Origin of the sequence: Streptomyces rubellus, from assembly GCF_036323805.1 — a bacterium.
Taxonomy (GTDB): domain Bacteria; phylum Actinomycetota; class Actinomycetes; order Streptomycetales; family Streptomycetaceae; genus Streptomyces.
Genome location: NZ_JAZDCX010000020.1, coordinates 1 through 15,185 on the forward strand (window position 1 = coordinate 1; position 15,185 = coordinate 15,185).

Genomic DNA, 15,185 nt, shown 5'->3' on the forward strand with positions numbered 1-15,185 from the left:
GCTCGGGAGGACTCGTACACGACGAGGACCGGATGGAGGACCGGGTGCCGGATCGGCCCTTCGCCGACCAGGGCAGGGACAGGTCCCCGTCCTCCTGCTGGCCGGCGTGGACGACGACCTCGCCGACCCGCACGTCGTCAAGAGCATCGGCTGACGGGTGGGGGGTGGCCGCCGAGCCGGTGGCCACCCCCGCTCTCACCCTCCGGCCGTCAACTGCCGTACGTACCACGGGGCACAGGCCGCGAAGCGGTTGTCGAAGCCGGGCCCCGATTTCAGTCCCGTGCGGCGCCAGAGCCGCCCGGCGTCGTACCAGTGGTCCTCCGTAAGGAGGACGTACTGGTGTTCCGAGAGACCCGGCAACGCCCGGCGTGTCCGGGCTCGGTGCTCCGCAATCGGTACCCGGCGCGGCTCCGGCAGACTCAGCATCGAGCACACGGCGGTGAGAAGGCGTTCCGTGGACAGTGGCCGGGGATCGGCAGCGTGGAACACCTCACCGTGGTCATCTGACCGGTTGCTGAACGCCAGGGCCACGACGGCTCGGGCGAGATCCTCGACAGCGATCACCGAGCTGTATGCCGGTCTGCTGCTCGGCCAGGTGGGGTTTTCCCGCAGCACCCGCGCCAGGTTGGGCACGAACCAGCGGTCCCCCGCGCCGTAGACCAGGTGGGGGCGCAGGACGATGCCACCTGCACCGCGCACCTCTTCCTCCGCCCGTAGTCGCGTCATGCTCGCCACCGACGCGGGAGCATGTTGCGCCCTGTCCTCGCGGAGCCCGCGGTGCGGGCCTGCTCCATAGACCGACGCCGTACTGATGTACACGAAGCGCCGGACACCGTGCCGGTGAGCATCGTCAAGCAGGGCTCGCGTGCCCGCATGGTTGACGTCGTGACACCGCTGGGGGTCACGCCCCACGTAACTGGCAGCGTGGATCACCGTCCCGACCCCGGAGCAGACGTCGCGCAGCGTGGACGGATTGGCCAGGTCGCCGACCAGGTGCCGCGTCCCGGCCGTGTCCGTCACTCCCGTACTTTTGCGGGACATGACAAATATGGGGGCGGACCATGTGCCGTGCCGCCCGCGCGCCCGGTCGAGCTCCCGCAGGACGGCGCTTCCGATGAATCCTGTCCCACCTGCCAGGAGGACCGCGCCGGCTCCGGTCCCCACATCGGCACCCGTCCCGTTTCCCGCCTCCGGAACAGCAGTGGAGGAGCTCATGCAGACGAGCTCTGGTAGAGGGCCACCTCACAGGCAGCCGCGAGCGACCCGGCCTGCTCGAACTCGACGCGGAGCATCTTCCTGCGGTCGGCTTCGTCCACGTCCGCGCTGACCACGGACACATGACACGGGGGGTCGAACTCCACGTACCTGTGGAACTCGGCACCACAGCCGACCAGCAGTGCGTCGGGCAGTCCCAGGGCCGCCAGCCCTGCCTGGCGTGCCGCCTCCATCAGCACCATGCCCGGAATGTGGTCAAGAGGGTGGTCGAACAGCACGGGGTGGTCCGCGTCGGCGCGCAGCTCGCGCGTCCCGTTGTCGAAATCCGCACTCAGCACGACGTCGAACTCGCAGGTCCGTCCGACGAGTTCGGGGCTGATTCCGCTCGGCAGGTCACGCGGCGCGGTCGCCCCCGCACGATCGCCCCGCAGTCGGTGGTATATGGAGGCGCTGACGCAGTTGGCGGTGACGCTTCCCCATCCGATGCGCCGACCGTCGCGGTAGCCGACGACGTCATACGCGTAGGCGGAGACGACGTTCCGGCGCCGCACCACGTCGTGCAGCGTCACCTCCAAAACCACGTGCGCCGGTCCGCGGCCCAGCCGGACCTCCTCCTCGTTGACATCGAACGACATCGTCTTGGTGAGGAAACTGAAGCCGAGCGGGATACCGAGGGCTTCATGGGCGAGCAGGAGTCCCACCTGCCGGATCGACTCTGCGAACAGCATCGGGTCGTGCCACCGGCCCGCGACGGCGCCGTAGTAACTGTGGCCGCGTGACCACTGGGCTCCCACCCGGAAGGCGTCCTCCCCGCAACGTCTGATTCCGGTCAGCAGCACCTCTGAGATCGCCGCCCGGTGCACCAGCGCGCGGGGGACGGCCTGTCGGAAGAGTTCGGGTTCGGTGATATCGACCCGTATGAAATCAAGACGGTCGGCTTGCAGTACTGCAGTCATCCCTGACCTCCTGACGTACGTGTTAACCACAGCAGTACGGGGTTGAGCAGGACAGACAGCGAAACCGCACTCGGCGGTGGATCGATCTCCGACGCAGAGAATACTAGGCGACTGGTATTTTTTGGCAAGAGGAAGGAAGATTGCCGTCAGTGGAACCGCGGTCGTCAACGGAGGGACGGAACACCGCCATCCGCGCCGCGGCGAACAGGAGGCGACAGTGGCAAGGGCACGGCAGGAGCGCGCAGAGATCACCCGGCAGGCCATCCTCGACGGAGCGGCCAGGGCCTTCGACACCGCGGGGTTCGGCATCACCAGCCTCTCGGACATCGCCCAGGAGGCCGGCGTGACCAAGGGCGCGCTGTACTTCCACTTCTCCTCCAAGGAGGCGTTGGCCCGGGCGTTGATGGCGGATCAGTTCGATGTCGCCTCGGTCATCGAGGCAGCCGACCGACCGGGTGTCCAGACCGCCGTCGACCTCACCCACCGGATGGCGTACGACCTGCGTACGAGCGTGCGCGTCCGGGCCGGGGTCAGGCTGGTGATAGAGCTGGGTTCGTTCACCGATCCCAACCCGTCGGTCTACAACAAGTGGATCGAGACGGTGCGCGACTGCCTGGCACCGGCCCAGGGCCGCGGCGACATCAAACCCGAGGTCAACGTAGCGGACATCGCGATCCACGTCGTCGGAGCGTTCGCCGGGGTGCAGATCATGTCCCAGGTTCGGACGGGGCGGGAGGACCTGCATCGACGCGTCGCCGACATGTGGAGTTTCCTGCTGCCCGGGATCGTCCCCTCGCGCCGCCTCTCCCGGTTCGACCCGACGGGCTCACCCGGACTGCGCGCCTCGCTGTCCTTGCCCAGCGCGGACCAAGAGACCGTGGCCGTGGGCTGACACACGGTTCGGCGGCGGGTCAAAGGCGCGGTGCCCCTGATCCGCCGCCATGTCGTGTCACAGGTGCGAGCCCCCACTGGCGTCGATGCACTGCCCCGTGATCCAACGGGACGCGTCCGACGCCAGGAAGGCCACGATATCGGCGATGTCAGTCGGCCGGCCGAGCCGGTTGAAGACGGACCAGGCGGCGAGCCGGGCTTCGGCTTCCGGAGTCGCCCGCCTCGCGGCGTTCATGTCGGTCTCCACGAACCCGGGGCTGACAGCGTTCACCGTGATGCCGCGTTCGCCGAGTTCCTTGGCCAAGGCCAGCGTGAAGGTGTTGAGGGCCCCCTTCGTCATCGAGTAGACGACGGACTCGGGGTAGGCGATCCGGGTGGCCGCGGATGAGACGTTGATGATGCGGCCACCGTCGCGCAGGTTCTTGAGCGCTCGCTGCACGAGGAAGACCAGCGACCTGGTGTTGACCGCGAAGAGGCGGTCGAACAGTTCGGGGGTCACCTCGTGGATCCGCGCGGATCCGCTGATCCCCGCGTTGTTGACCAGGATGTCGAATTCGGGGCCTTCGCCGCGCTCCGCCAGTTCGCCCTCGAACTGGGCGTACAAGCCCTCGACACCATCGGACACCCCCAGTTCGGCGCGGACGGCGAACGCACGCCCGCCGTCCCGATCGATCAAGTCGAGGGTCTCCCTCGCCGCCGCCTCGTTCCCACCGTAGTGGACAGCGACCAGCGCACCCTTCTGCGCCAGCCTCCGTGCTATGCCCCGGCCTATACCGCGACTGGCGCCGGTGACCAGCGCGGTCTTACCGCCCAGTGTGTCCACGTCCGAATTCCCCTCGGCTTGCGGCAACAGGTCTGCAGCGGTCACGCCGTCAGTATCCCCTTGCGGCCGTGGGAACGACCACCACCGGAGCCGTGGTCCTGATCCGGGAGCCGGATGTTTCCGAACACAGAAGCGGAAGAGTCAACTCCCACAGGTGGCTCAGCCACTGCTCGGTCTCCTCACGGGAGACCCGCATCCACGTCAGCGTCTCGGCACCGGACACCACCGCCGTGATCAGGTTCCGCGCGGCGGAGTCCGTCACGGAAGGCCCGAGCTCGCCATGGCGGCGCGCGCTGTCCAGCAACTGCCACAGCCGACCGAGCCAGAGCGGATAGAAGTCGAGCGGCGCAGGGCGGTCCTGCGCCCGCTCGCGCGTGATCCGCACGCTTGCCTTGATGAACGGGTCGTCCCGCAGCAGCCGGTTGAGCACGTGCGTCGCATCGATCACGGTCTGGAGGAAGCACGACTCCTGCCCCCTCAGTTCCTCCAGTGTCGTCTCGAGCACGTCCTGGCCGCCCGAGAGAACGGCGTCCGCCAATTGATCCTTGGTCGGGAAGTGGAAGAAGAGTGCCCCCTTCGTCACTCCGGCAGAGGCGCTCACATCGGCCAGTGACGTCCCCATGAAGCCCTGAGCGGCAAACTCCTGCGCGGCCGCGGCAACGAGCCGCTCCATGGTGCGTTCGGACCGCTCCTGCTTCGCCATCCCCGCCAACCCTACTAGAACGATACCTTGCGAACGGTATTTCACTATTAAACTAAAAACCCGTCACCCTACCGGGACACGCCTCCCCGCCCTGGACGGGGAGCAGGCCACCCTCCCGGTCGCGTACGCCCTCCTCGACGGGAGCAGATAGACCGCGTCAACCACGTCGGAGAGCACCTGCGCCACCCCCAGCTCATGCAGTCTGGCCGCCACACTCCGCAGCTCCCGCCAGGAACCGCTCCCCGTACCCCCCACGAAGACGGGCCGGGCAACGGCGCCGACGGCCTGCAACTCCCCGAGTCCGGCCAGCTGCCGCACGACACCGCGGCCGTTGTCGTCAGAGATGAAGAGCAGGGCTTCCGCCTCCTGACGACGGGAGAGCTCGTCGGCCGCCCGCCCCAGCGTGACACCCGTTCCCAGGTTCACGGCCTGGACGCCGCGACACCCCAGTCGCATGGAGACCAGAAGACTGCCGGCAGCAGACGCCGCGCCTCCCACCGCCCCGACAACGACCAGCCGCGCCCCGAGACCACTCACGAGCCCGCTCATCGCCCCTCCTCCGGCATCTCCGGCAAGAGCACCGGGAGTCGACCGTCCCGCCCACCTCGACCAGTACACTTACAGAGTAAAAACCGGCCGACTGGAATGTCAATCAATACCGGTCGAACGGCTTGAATCAGAGGGTGAGTGTTCCGGGGAAAAGCAGGTCAGTGACGTGCGCAGGTTGTGAAAGCGACTCGTTCTTGTCCAATCGGGGATCGTGAGTCCGGACCGGGGAGGGAACCACCACGGCGTCGTCGAGGGCAGCAGCTCCGCGTTCGGTGCCCGGTTCCGCGCGATGCGCGAGGGGCACCGGGCCTACTGCCGCTCGTGACCCCCCGGAACGCCCTGACCCACAGCCGTCATCCGAGCCACCGGCCGCCGACAGAACCGGCCGAGGCCGCCGGAAGACCCTCGGGTTGCCGCCGGCCACGCGAGCTCTCCGTGCTCCTCTCCGCCCAGCCCGCCGCCGAGAGCCGGCCGGTCTGGTCGAGCAGCAACCCGCGGCCGCCGTGCATCAGCGCGTACAGGTGCCCCCGCTTCAGCCCCACGTCCCGCAGCCACCGGCCGAGCAGTTCATGGCCCTCACCGAAGTCGTAGCGGACCGCGGTCCCGCTGATCTTCTCGATCAGGCACCGGTTCACCTCCTTGAGGTCCATCAGTTCCGACACCAGCCGGCGCACCGCCCGGGCACCCGGCTCGGAGGGCAGCAGCTCGGCCCGCGCGGGTGTTGTCCAGCACGTCGGCGGCCACCGGGTGCCGTTCGGTGTGGTAGCTGTCCAGCAGCCCCTCCGGCGCCTGACCGCCCACCTCGGCGGCCAGTTTCCAGCCGAGGTTGAACGGTGTCCTGGATACCGAGGTTGAGCCCCTGCCCGCCGGTCGGCGGGTGGACGTGCGCCGCCCCACCGGCCAGCTCGACGCTCACCCCGTCCTCGTCCTGGCTCAGCCCGGCCACCTCGCAGCCGCGCCGGATCAAAGGGCCGCCGCGGGTGGCGTGCTCCGGTCTCGGGGAGGATCCGGGGCCGGATTGGTCGGATAGGGTTGCTTGGCACACTTTTCTTGTCGGTACCCTTCTGCCGGGCGGAGCCCGCGGCGCGTTGTGAAACCGGCGGCGTGCGGGCGCGCCCCGCCGGGAGCCGACGAATGCCGCTTCTACCGCACCGAGGCGCCCGCCCTGCGGTCGGCGTACCGGCTGTGCTTCACCGGCAGTTGGCTGTCCCCCAAGGTTGTGACGGACCTTGACGGCTGATGGTGGGGAAGGCACCGATGCGGTCCGCGCCGGCACCGGGGCTGGTGCCGTTGCGCCGGGCACTCCCGTGTCCGGAAGGACCGGAAGTCTCCTGGATCCCACCCGTTCATGTGCCGTAGGTCTTCTTCCACCGGGCCCGGTGCCGCCGGTCGCCCTGACCCGAGCCGTTGACGCCGAGCAGGGACTGCAGGGAGGCGCCGTTGTTCCACAGACCCAGGTGGTCGCGGTGCACGGCGAGGATGCCGTGCTCCACCGCGAACGCCTCGGAGGGGCGGCTGAAGCGCGTGGTCGTCACGAAGACGGCCACGTCGGCCCCGAAGTGCGCCCGGGCGCCCAGCAGATCGCGCAGTTCGCGGCCGGCGACGGTGCCGCGCGGCGCGTACCGATTGCAACCGCGTCCGCGCGGCCGGTCTGGACATGGTGATGGACCGCTGCCCGGCGATCGAGATCCCCGCCCTGCGGTAGTCCCCGTCATGTGGTGGTCCGCAGCCGACGAGCACGGTTCACGGCGCCGTGCCACGCGGGCTCCCCGGGCCTGCCATGCAGTACGACGGCGCCCACGGCGCGTTTCGCGTGTCCGGGTTGACCGCTGCCGCCGGCGCCGCGGGCCGCCCGGCACTCGGGCGGCCCGCGGCGCATCTAGGGTGTGGAGCGCGAAGGTCCACCGATCGGCCCGGAGATGCCATGCCCCTGCAGATGAAGCTGACCGCGATAACGCTCGACTGCCCTGATCCGCTCGCTCTTGCGGCGTTCTACCAGCAGATCACAGGCCTCGAACTCCACCCGGAGTCGGGCACCGGCTTCGCCGGTCTCCGCCGTGCGGACGGACTCTTCATCGGCTTCCAGCGGGTCGACGGCTACCGGGCTCCGAGCTGGCCCGACCCGGCCGTCCCCCAGCAGTTCCACCTCGACTTCGCGGTCGAGGACCTGGACAAGGCCGAGGCATGGCTGCTGCAGCTGGGCGCCCGCAAGCCGCGCCACCAGCCGGGCGGGAACAGATGGCGGGTCTTCATCGACCCCGCGGGGCATCCCTTCTGCCTGGACAGAGGCTGATCACCCGCCCGGGTCCGCGGGCGCTCCGGTGCACGCCCCACACGGTTGCCCGCGTACCGGGCCGGGTGCCGCTCCGCCCGCCCGGACAACCGCCGGACCCCGCCCGGCGCTTCGCGCGGCAGGTCCGGCGGCACGCCCCTCTTCCCCCTTCCCCGCCGTCGCCGCGGCACCGGGAGCCGGCCCGGAAGCGGGAGGGAGCGGCACGGGCACGGGGAGCGGACGGAGACGCCGCGCGGGCGGGCGGGGCCCGGACGCACCGGTCGCGAACGGATCAGCCGAGCACGATGTCGACGGACCGCGACCCGACGGCGGCCAGCGCGGCCTCGTCGAACTCGATCGCTCCGGCGGCCACGTTCGCCTCCAGGGGGGCGGCGTCCGCCGTCCCCGGGATGAGCAGGGTGTTCGGCGCGTGGTGGAGCAGCCAGGCCAGACCGGCCCGCGCGGGAGTACGGCCGAGGGACCGGGCGACGGCGACGACGGCCGGATCGTCGGCCACCGTCGGCAGACCGGGGAAGGCGCCGCCGAGCGGGAAGAACGGTACCCAGGCGATCCCCTCCTCGGCGCAGGGCCGGAGCATCTCCTCGTCGCCGCGTGCGACCAGGCTGTAGGCGTTCCGGACGCAGACGACACCGGCGGGGAGGGCCCTGCGCAGTCCGTCGAGGGTGACGCCGCTCAGTCCTGTAGCGCCGATCTTGCCCTCGTCCCGCAGCGCGGTCATCACCGCGAGCCGGTCGTCGAGGTCGACCACCTGGTCGCCCTCGGCCCGCAGGCCCGGGCCGGTGTCCAGGTGGCGCAGGTTGACCACCGGGATCCGGTCGAGGCCGAGGGACCCGAGGTTGTCCTCGACGCCCGCCCGCAGCCAGCGCCGACGACTCCTGCGAGCAGACCGGACGGCTGATCGGCCTCGTCATGGACGCACTGCTGCCGGTGCCGCCCCGGCCGGGCCCGGCCGGGGCACTCGGTGCGTACGAGGCGGTTCCCCGGACCGGCTCCGGGCACCGGGATCACGCCGGTACGCTTGCGCCGTTTGTCATGCCGCTTGGCACACTTTTCCTTTCGGTGCTCCTTCCGGCAGGCCAGAGTCCGCAGCGCCTTGCCGGGCCGAGCGGCATCATGTCCGCGGTGGGTGGACAGACGGGTTTCGAGACGCCCTCCCGCGGACCGCGCATCCGGCGGCGCGGAGGGCGGCACGACCCGGAAGACCGGAAGAGGTGCCCGATGGCCCGGCTCGAACTCGTCACGTTCGGCCACAGCACCGCGGGCCGCGCACCGCTGGCGGAGTTGCTGCGCCGGGCCGGACTCGCCGCCGTGGTGGACGTCAGGACCGCCCCCGGCAGCCGCCGCGACCCGGACCTGGCACGGCAGCGGCTCGCCCGGTGGCTGCCGGAGGAGGGCGTCGCCTACCGCTGGGAGCCGCGGCTGGGCGGCTTCCGCAGGCCTGCGCCGGACTCACCCGACACAGTCTGGCGCAACGACTCCTTCCGCGGCTACGCCGCGCACACCCGCACCCCTCATTTCGTCGCCGCCATGGACGAGTTGCTGGCGCAGGCGGCACGGGAACGCACGGCGGTGATGTGCAGCGAGGCCGTGTGGTGGCGGTGCCACCGCCGTCTCATCGCCGACTTCGCCGTCCTCGCCCGCGGTGTGCCCGCCCTGCACCTGATGCACGACGGCCGCCTGACGGAGCACTCCCCGACACCGGGAGCGCGTCTTCTCCCGGACGGCCTGCTCGTCTACGACGGCGAGGGTTGAGCACCGCCGCGACGGGTGCCGGCGCCGGCGAGGCCCGGGGCGTCCGGTGGTGCCCGGCGGCCGGCGCTCGTCCGCGGGACGGCCGGCTGCCGCCCGGGGTGTCACCCGTTCATGTGCCGTAGGTCTTCTTCCACCGGGCCCGGTGCCGCCGGTCGCCCTGACCCGAGCCGTTGACGCCGAGCAGGGACTGCAGGGAGGCGCCGTTGTTCCACAGACCCAGGTGGTCGCGGTGCACGGCGAGGATGCCGTGCTCCACCGCGAACGCCTCGGAGGGGCGGCTGAAGCGCGTGGTCGTCACGAAGACGGCCACGTCGGCCCCGAAGTGCGCCCGGGCGCCCAGCAGATCGCGCAGTTCGCGGCTGGCGACGGTGCCGCGCGGCGCGTACCGCTTGCACTGGACGACCATCGCCCGGCCGTCGGGCAGCCGCCCGGTCACATCGGCGCCGTTGTCGTGCGAGCCGCCCACCCGCCGCACGTCCGTGCAGCCGTCCCGGCGGCACAGCGCGGCCACCAGTTCCTCGAACTCGGTGCCGCTCATCGTGTCGATCCCGGTCAGCGTCCGGTGCCCCGCCCGTACCGCCTCGGCCCGCCGCCAGCCGCGGTCCGCTCCGCGAACGGCCCGGTCCGTGCGCCACAGCCACCAGCCCGCGCCGCCCAGACCGGCCAGAACGGCGGCCCCCAGGACATGGGGCCGGGCCGCCGACCATGCCACCAGCAACAGGAGCAGTGCCGCACCGCCGCCCGCCGCGACTGCCCTGCGCAGTCTCTCCTGGCTGCGCCGCACCGCCGATCGGCGCCCACGCCCAGCAGCCATCCCGCCCCCCTCACACCACCTTCACCACTATTCGCCGGCACAGCAGTCTGGAGGGAGCGGACCAGGCCGGGAAGGGCGCCGATCGGCCATGGCCGAAAGCCGGACCCGCAGGCGTCCGCGGCGTGGGCCCTCGGCAGCGGGCGCGCCCGGCCCGCTGCTGGAGGAGGGCGTCCGGAACGGGCTCAGGCACCCGGCAGGGTGGTGAGCGGGTCGGTGACATGGGCGTCGAGCCGGTCACGGGCAGCGCGAAGCCCGGCCGACGGGACGCCGTAGGGGTCGGTGACGGGCCAGTCCGGACAGCGGCGGCCGGACACCACCGGGCAGGCGTCGCCGCAGCCCGTCGTCACGACGCCGCCGACCGCCCACCTCGTCGGTCAGCGGCTCGCGGAAGGCGCCCGCCACATCCGCCCCCACCTCGCACAGCGCCCGGACGATGCCCGGGTCCACCTCGGCGGCGGGACGGGTCCCCGCCGAGGAGACCCTCGCACGTCCGGCCGCGCGGTGGGCCGGGAGGGCCGCGGTCGGCTGCGACCGCCCGGCGTTGTGGCCGCACACGAACAGCACTCGCGGCAGCGCGGAACCCGGGACCTCCCGGGTGCGGGCCGACGACTCCGGTCTTTCGTCCGCGAAGCGTTCGGCCGGCATCACCGGATGGGTGCGCACCCGGGCCGTGGCGGCCGGCCGCTGGCGGGAGCCGGCCACCGGGCCGCGCACGGTCTTCGGCGGGAAGCGGCCGGTGTACCGGGCGGCGAGACGGGCGGCCCCGGTGGCGAGGCGGCGATCGGGCAGAGCGGGGAACGGGGGCGCGGTCCTGGGAACCCCGTCGGCCGGCCCGGTGAGTTCACCCCTGTACGGCATCAGCATCAACCGATGTGACATCATCAGCACATGATGATGTCAGCCCATGCTGACCCGACGCGGGTACCCGCCACCGCCGCGCTCCGGAGGGCCTGTGCGCCGCGTCGGCGCCGATGAGATGCGGAAGCGGCGCGGAGGTGATCGTCATCGGCGGCGGCCGGGCCGGGCTCGCCGCCGGGTACCGTCTGCGCCGCCTCGGTGTGGATTTCGTGATATTCGACGCCCAGGAGCGGCCCGGCGGCGCCTGGCGCCACATGTGGGACTCCCTGCGCCTGTTCTCCCCCGCCGAGCACTCCTCCCTGCCCGGCCGCCCCATGCCGCAGCAGAGGGGCCGGGAACACCCCGGCGCCGCGCACGTGGTGGAGTACCTGACCGCCTACGAACAGCGCTACGACCTGCCCGTGGTCCGCCCGGTCCGGGCGACGGCCGTACACCGCGACGGGGACCGGCTGCGGGTGGAGACCGACTCCGGCACCTGGTCGGCGCGGGCCGCCCCGCCCGCGAGGCCGCCACCCAGATCACCGCTCTCCTGTCCTGGCGGTCCGGCCGGCCGTCAGGCCAGGTGCCGGCGCAGCCGGGACAGCACGTGGCGTGCGTCGCGGCCGACTCCGCGCAGGGTCTTGGAGGAGAAGCCGCGCTGGAACTCCAGTCCGACGAAGCCGAGCCCGGAAACGGTGGTGGCGACACCGCCGCGGTGGCGGGGCCGGCCCTCCGCGTCCAGGGCGCCGCTGCCGGCCAGGTAGGGGAAGGCGGGGCGGTAGCCGGTGGCCAGCACGACGGTGTCGACCGCTTCCTTCGTCCCGTCCGCCCACACCACGCCGTCGGGGGCCAGCCGGGTGAACATCTCCCGCCGGTCCACCGCGTGCTCCGCCAGGGTGGCGCGCCAGTGACCGTCGTCGAGCACCGAGACCGGCAGCCGGCGAAGCCACCGGCCCAGCGGTGCGATGTCCCCTCCGGTGTGCTTCAGCCACCAGTGCAGGTCCCTGCCGAGCGGGTGCTGCGGCAGCCACCTGAGGCGGCGGCGGGTGGCGAGGGTGACCTCGGCGACGGCACCGAGTTCGGCGGCGATCTGGACGGCGGAGTTGCCGCCGCCGACCACCACGATCCGCTGCCCGGCGAAGGGGGCGGGGGTGCGGTAGTCGGCGGCGTGCAGCAGCCGTCCGCCGTACTCCGCCCGTCCGGGCAGCTCCGGTGTGTGCGGGGTGCCGAAGTCGCCGGTCGCGGCCACCAGCGCCCTGGCCGTGAAGCGGCTGCCGTCCGCCGCGCGCACCGTCCAGGCGCCGTCGTGCCGGGTGGCGGAGGTGACGGTGGTGCGGGTGCGGATCCCGGCCGGCAGGCGGCGGGCGTAGGCGCGCAGATAGGCCACCACCTCGCCCCGGTCCGGGTAGCGGTCGGGCTCGCCGGGGAAGGGCATGCCGGGCAGCGCGCTGTACCGGGCCGGGGAGAAGAGGGTGAGGCTGTCGTAGTAGTGCGGCCAGGCGCCGCCCGCCCGGTCGGCGGCCTCCAGCACCAGGGTGCGGGTGAAGCCGTGGCGCGGGGCCAGAGCGGCGGTGGCCAGGCCGGACTGCCCGGCACCGATCACGATCAGATCGTCCATGCGTTTGCGGACCCTCCGGTCAGTTCTCTATTTCGATATATATCGAATTAATGGGCATGGAGCAGCGCCAACGGGCGGGGGCGGGGCTCCCCCGGCGGAAGCGGCGACGGCCGACAGGGTCCGGCAGAAAGCGCCGCGGCGATTCATCGGCGGTGCGCTCCGAGGACTCGACCGCCCCGGAACACCGGGCGCCGCACCGCACCGGCACGGCGGTGCGGCACGGCCGGCCTTCTCGTCAGCGCAGGTCGAGCATGGCGGACATCGCCGCGACCACGGACGGGGCGACCTTGTAGTAGACCCAGGTGCCGCGCCGTTCGGAGGTGAGCAGTCCGGCCTCCTTGAGCTTCTTCAGATGGTGGGAGACGGTCGGCTGGGAGACCCCGACATCGGAGATGTCGCACACACACGCCTCCCCGCCCACATGCGAGGCGACCAGCGAGAACAGCCGCAGCCTGACCGGATCGCCCAGCGCCTTGAACATCACCGCGGTCCGCTCCGCCTCCCCGGCGGTCAGCGGGCGATCGGTCAGCGGCGGGCAGCACGGCACCGCGGCATCGGACTCCGTCAGCACCGGCAGTTCCACGGCCTCTGGATTCGACATGCGTCTATGTTGACAGCCATCGAAGCAAGTGACAAGCTCCGGACATCGACAGCCATCGAAGCAAGGGGTCCTCGCGACCACCCGCACCCGCGCGTACCACGAGCGCGGCCGCCCACAGCCGCTGACCACCCCGCCACCCCGCACAAGGAGAAAATCCCCATGAACGCCATGAGCGAGCAGCAGCTTCCGGTCGTCGTGATCGGTGCCGGCCCCGTCGGGCTGGCCGCCGCCGCCCATCTGACCGAACGGGGCCTGGACCCGCTGGTGCTGGAGGCCGGCCCGGCCGCCGGCAGCGCGGTGCGCCAGTGGGCGCACGTACGGCTGTTCTCCACCTGGGGTGAGGTCGTCGACCCGGCCGCCGAGAAGCTCCTGGCCCCCACCGGCTGGACGCGGCCCGACCCGGCCGCCTACCCCTCCGGCGCCGACTGGGCCGAGCAGTACCTGACGCCGCTGGCCGACGCCCTCGGCGACCGGGTGCGCTACGGCGCCACCGTCACCGGCGTCACCCGGACGGGCCGGGACCGCGTCGTGGACGCCGACCGCGCCGCCCAGCCCTTCAGCGTCCACGTCACCCACGCCGACGGCCGCGAGGAGCGCGTCCTGGCACGCGCGGTCATCGACGCCTCCGGCACCTGGACCACCCCCGGCCCGGCCGGCGGCGACGGCCTCCCGGCGCTCGGCGAGCGGGCGGCGGCCGACCGGATCGCCTACCGCGTGCCCGACTTGAAGGACCCGGCCGTCCGCGCCCGCTACGCGGGCCGGCGCACCGCCGTCATCGGCTCCGGCGCCTCCGCCTTCACCGCCCTGGCAGCCCTGGCCGACCTCGCCCGGGCCACCGACGGCACTGGGACGAAAGCGCTGTGGATCCTGCGCCGCGGCCTCTCCGGTGACACCTTCGGCGGCGGCGAGGCCGACCAGCTCCCCGCCCGCGGCGCCCTCGGCCTGGCGGCCAAGGCCGCCGTCGACGCCGGGCACGCCGACGCCGTCACCGGCTTCCGCATCCAGGCCGTCGAACGCGACGGCGACGGACGCCTGACACTGGTCGGCGAGGACGGACGGCGCACCGAGCCGGTGGACCGGGTCATCGCGCTGACCGGTTTCCGCCCCGACCTGTCGTTCCTGACCGAGATCCGCCTGAACCTGGACGAACGCCTCCAGGCACCCGCCGCCCTCGCACCGCTGATCGACCCCAACATCCACTCCTGCGGCACCGTCTACCCCCACGGCCACCGCGAACTGTCCCACCCCGAAACCGGTGTCTACCTGGCCGGCATGAAGTCCTACGGCCGCGCCCCGACCTTCCTGGCCATGACCGGCTACGAACAGGTCCGCTCCATCGCCGCCGCCCTCGCCGGCGACCTGGAGTCCGCCGACAGCGTCGAACTCACCCTGCCCGAGACCGGAGTCTGCGGCGGCAGCGGACTGTACGACGCCCCCGAGGCCGACCGGACCGGCGGCGGCTGCTGCGCCGCACCGGAGCCGCAGCTCATCCGGCTCGGCGCCGAAACCCCGGCCACCACCCCGGCCGGGGCGGCCGAGACCGCCGACGCGGCCCCGGCGGGCGGCTGCTGCGGCGCGTGACCACCCCCATCACCCGCGGGGACACGACCGGACCGGGGGCTGGCCGTGTCCCCGCGCCGCGCCGCGCGGACGGCGGGCGCCCGAACCCCCCACTCAGCCCTGGGAATCCAGTTTGCGGCGGAGGGTGGCGGCGAAGTCCTCGGCGGCCATCAGGCGGGCGCGCAGGGTCTCGCAGCGGGCGTCGGTGATCTTGCGGTAGGTCTCCAGGCGCTCCCGCAGCCGCTCGCGCTCGGCGTCCGGGAGGGGGGCGGCGGCCGAGAGCCGGTCGGTGATGGCCAGCAGGTCCCGCATCTCCTCCAGGGAGAAGTCCAGCGGTTTCATCCGGCGGATGACCATCAGGCGGTCGACGTCGGCGGCGGTGTAGAGCCGGAAGCCGCCCTTGGTGCGGGCGGAAGGGATGACGAGCCCGACCTCCTCGTAGTGCCGGATGGTGCGCAGCGACAGACCGGTCCGCTCGGCCACCTCGCCGATCTGCATCCGCTGCTCCTCCGTCACTGCCGCGTCCTCTCCGCTGTCCGAACACTTTTCGGATTCGTAAACTCCAACCCTACC

At 72.1% G+C, this 15,185-nt stretch carries 16 protein-coding genes and 4 pseudogenes; 6 read left to right on the forward strand and 14 right to left on the reverse strand.

Features of this window, described 5'->3' with window-relative positions:
* From V1L54_RS21630 to V1L54_RS21640, 3 genes are all read right to left on the reverse strand, one after another.
* Nucleotides 1-187: hypothetical protein (locus V1L54_RS21630; protein ID WP_330119742.1), on the reverse strand; the 187-nt coding region annotated here is incomplete at its 3' end.
* 8 nt (nucleotides 188-195) lie between these two features.
* Entirely contained in the window at nucleotides 196-1,215 is a 1,020-nt protein-coding gene (locus tag V1L54_RS21635; protein ID WP_443076737.1) for an NAD-dependent epimerase/dehydratase family protein, read from the reverse strand.
* Complete coding sequence (locus V1L54_RS21640) at nucleotides 1,212-2,171, reverse strand: ScbA/BarX family gamma-butyrolactone biosynthesis protein (RefSeq protein WP_330119744.1); 960 nt, start codon at nucleotides 2,169-2,171, stop codon at nucleotides 1,212-1,214. Before V1L54_RS21640 ends, V1L54_RS21635 begins: the two co-directional genes overlap by 4 nt.
* Before the next feature lie 217 nt (nucleotides 2,172-2,388).
* Between V1L54_RS21640 and V1L54_RS21645 the strand changes: the two genes are divergently transcribed.
* Nucleotides 2,389-3,063 (forward strand): ScbR family autoregulator-binding transcription factor, encoded by a 675-nt coding sequence (locus V1L54_RS21645; RefSeq protein ID WP_330119745.1) that lies wholly within the window; start codon nucleotides 2,389-2,391, stop codon nucleotides 3,061-3,063.
* A gap of 57 nt (nucleotides 3,064-3,120) precedes the next feature.
* Here the strand turns inward: V1L54_RS21645 and V1L54_RS21650 are convergent, their stop codons facing one another.
* From V1L54_RS21650 to V1L54_RS21670, 5 genes and pseudogenes are all read right to left on the reverse strand, one after another.
* Nucleotides 3,121-3,885 carry an SDR family oxidoreductase gene (locus V1L54_RS21650; protein WP_330119828.1) on the reverse strand — a complete coding sequence of 255 codons (765 nt, stop codon included), beginning with the start codon at nucleotides 3,883-3,885 and terminating at the stop codon, nucleotides 3,121-3,123.
* 49 nt (nucleotides 3,886-3,934) lie between these two features.
* Nucleotides 3,935-4,588 carry a ScbR family autoregulator-binding transcription factor gene (locus V1L54_RS21655; RefSeq protein ID WP_330119746.1) on the reverse strand — a complete coding sequence of 218 codons (654 nt, stop codon included), beginning with the start codon at nucleotides 4,586-4,588 and terminating at the stop codon, nucleotides 3,935-3,937.
* A gap of 63 nt (nucleotides 4,589-4,651) precedes the next feature.
* Entirely contained in the window at nucleotides 4,652-5,137 is a 486-nt protein-coding gene (locus tag V1L54_RS21660; RefSeq protein ID WP_330119747.1) for a hypothetical protein, read from the reverse strand.
* Between the two features lie 440 nt (nucleotides 5,138-5,577).
* Nucleotides 5,578-6,047, reverse strand: a pseudogene (locus tag V1L54_RS21665) (FAD-dependent monooxygenase); the annotation flags it as partial.
* 436 nt (nucleotides 6,048-6,483) lie between these two features.
* Entirely contained in the window at nucleotides 6,484-6,726 is a 243-nt protein-coding gene (locus V1L54_RS21670) for a restriction endonuclease (RefSeq protein ID WP_330119829.1), read from the reverse strand.
* 44 nt (nucleotides 6,727-6,770) lie between these two features.
* Between V1L54_RS21670 and V1L54_RS21675 the strand changes: the two are divergent.
* Nucleotides 6,771-6,842: pseudogene (locus V1L54_RS21675) on the forward strand (CoA-binding protein); the annotation flags it as partial.
* Between the two features lie 219 nt (nucleotides 6,843-7,061).
* Entirely contained in the window at nucleotides 7,062-7,430 is a 369-nt protein-coding gene (locus V1L54_RS21680) for a VOC family protein (RefSeq protein WP_330119748.1), read from the forward strand.
* Nucleotides 7,431-7,701: 271 nt separating this feature from the next.
* Here the strand turns inward: V1L54_RS21680 and V1L54_RS21685 are convergent.
* Nucleotides 7,702-8,289: pseudogene (locus V1L54_RS21685) on the reverse strand (aldo/keto reductase); the annotation flags it as partial.
* 359 nt (nucleotides 8,290-8,648) lie between these two features.
* Between V1L54_RS21685 and V1L54_RS21690 the strand changes: the two are divergent.
* Nucleotides 8,649-9,182, forward strand: coding sequence for a DUF488 domain-containing protein (locus V1L54_RS21690; protein ID WP_330119749.1), 534 nt, complete (start codon nucleotides 8,649-8,651; stop codon nucleotides 9,180-9,182).
* Between the two features lie 109 nt (nucleotides 9,183-9,291).
* Here V1L54_RS21690 and V1L54_RS21695 read toward each other — a convergent pair whose 3' ends face one another.
* Together V1L54_RS21695 and V1L54_RS21700 are read right to left on the reverse strand one after the other, a co-directional pair.
* Entirely contained in the window at nucleotides 9,292-9,996 is a 705-nt protein-coding gene (locus tag V1L54_RS21695) for a restriction endonuclease (RefSeq protein WP_330119750.1), read from the reverse strand.
* 234 nt (nucleotides 9,997-10,230) lie between these two features.
* Nucleotides 10,231-10,860 carry an arsenate-mycothiol transferase ArsC gene (locus V1L54_RS21700; RefSeq protein ID WP_330119751.1) on the reverse strand — a complete coding sequence of 210 codons (630 nt, stop codon included), beginning with the start codon at nucleotides 10,858-10,860 and terminating at the stop codon, nucleotides 10,231-10,233.
* A 107-nt stretch (nucleotides 10,861-10,967) separates the two neighbouring features.
* Here V1L54_RS21700 and V1L54_RS21705 point away from each other — a divergent pair.
* A pseudogene (locus tag V1L54_RS21705) lies at nucleotides 10,968-11,345 on the forward strand (FAD-dependent oxidoreductase); the annotation flags it as partial.
* Nucleotides 11,346-11,407: 62 nt separating this feature from the next.
* On the opposite strand, the gene V1L54_RS21710 reads toward V1L54_RS21705, so the two are convergent.
* Complete coding sequence (locus V1L54_RS21710) at nucleotides 11,408-12,451, reverse strand: flavin-containing monooxygenase (RefSeq protein ID WP_330119752.1); 1,044 nt, start codon at nucleotides 12,449-12,451, stop codon at nucleotides 11,408-11,410.
* 235 nt (nucleotides 12,452-12,686) lie between these two features.
* Nucleotides 12,687-13,052 carry an ArsR/SmtB family transcription factor gene (locus V1L54_RS21715; protein WP_330119753.1) on the reverse strand — a complete coding sequence of 122 codons (366 nt, stop codon included), beginning with the start codon at nucleotides 13,050-13,052 and terminating at the stop codon, nucleotides 12,687-12,689.
* Between the two features lie 159 nt (nucleotides 13,053-13,211).
* On the opposite strand from V1L54_RS21715, the gene V1L54_RS21720 reads away from it, so the two are divergent.
* Nucleotides 13,212-14,633 carry an FAD-dependent oxidoreductase gene (locus V1L54_RS21720; RefSeq protein ID WP_330119754.1) on the forward strand — a complete coding sequence of 474 codons (1,422 nt, stop codon included), beginning with the start codon at nucleotides 13,212-13,214 and terminating at the stop codon, nucleotides 14,631-14,633.
* 93 nt (nucleotides 14,634-14,726) lie between these two features.
* On the opposite strand, the gene V1L54_RS21725 is transcribed toward V1L54_RS21720, so the two are convergent.
* Complete coding sequence (locus tag V1L54_RS21725; RefSeq protein WP_330119830.1) at nucleotides 14,727-15,110, reverse strand: MerR family transcriptional regulator; 384 nt, start codon at nucleotides 15,108-15,110, stop codon at nucleotides 14,727-14,729.
* Nucleotides 15,111-15,185 lie beyond the last annotated feature (75 nt).

Coding starts and splice junctions, on each gene's coding strand:
- V1L54_RS21635 (WP_443076737.1), bottom strand. CDS start 1,215: ATGAGCTCCTCCACTGCTGTTCCGGAGGCGGGAAACGGGACGGGTGCC.
- V1L54_RS21640 (WP_330119744.1), bottom strand. CDS start 2,171: ATGACTGCAGTACTGCAAGCCGACCGTCTTGATTTCATACGGGTCGAT.
- V1L54_RS21655 (WP_330119746.1), bottom strand. CDS start 4,588: ATGGCGAAGCAGGAGCGGTCCGAACGCACCATGGAGCGGCTCGTTGCC.
- V1L54_RS21660 (WP_330119747.1), bottom strand. CDS start 5,137: ATGAGCGGGCTCGTGAGTGGTCTCGGGGCGCGGCTGGTCGTTGTCGGG.
- V1L54_RS21680 (WP_330119748.1), top strand. CDS start 7,062: ATGCCCCTGCAGATGAAGCTGACCGCGATAACGCTCGACTGCCCTGAT.
- V1L54_RS21690 (WP_330119749.1), top strand. CDS start 8,649: ATGGCCCGGCTCGAACTCGTCACGTTCGGCCACAGCACCGCGGGCCGC.
- V1L54_RS21695 (WP_330119750.1), bottom strand. CDS start 9,996: ATGGCTGCTGGGCGTGGGCGCCGATCGGCGGTGCGGCGCAGCCAGGAG.
- V1L54_RS21700 (WP_330119751.1), bottom strand. CDS start 10,860: ATGCTGATGCCGTACAGGGGTGAACTCACCGGGCCGGCCGACGGGGTT.
- V1L54_RS21710 (WP_330119752.1), bottom strand. CDS start 12,451: ATGGACGATCTGATCGTGATCGGTGCCGGGCAGTCCGGCCTGGCCACC.
- V1L54_RS21715 (WP_330119753.1), bottom strand. CDS start 13,052: ATGTCGAATCCAGAGGCCGTGGAACTGCCGGTGCTGACGGAGTCCGAT.
- V1L54_RS21720 (WP_330119754.1), top strand. CDS start 13,212: ATGAACGCCATGAGCGAGCAGCAGCTTCCGGTCGTCGTGATCGGTGCC.
- V1L54_RS21725 (WP_330119830.1), bottom strand. CDS start 15,110: ATGCAGATCGGCGAGGTGGCCGAGCGGACCGGTCTGTCGCTGCGCACC.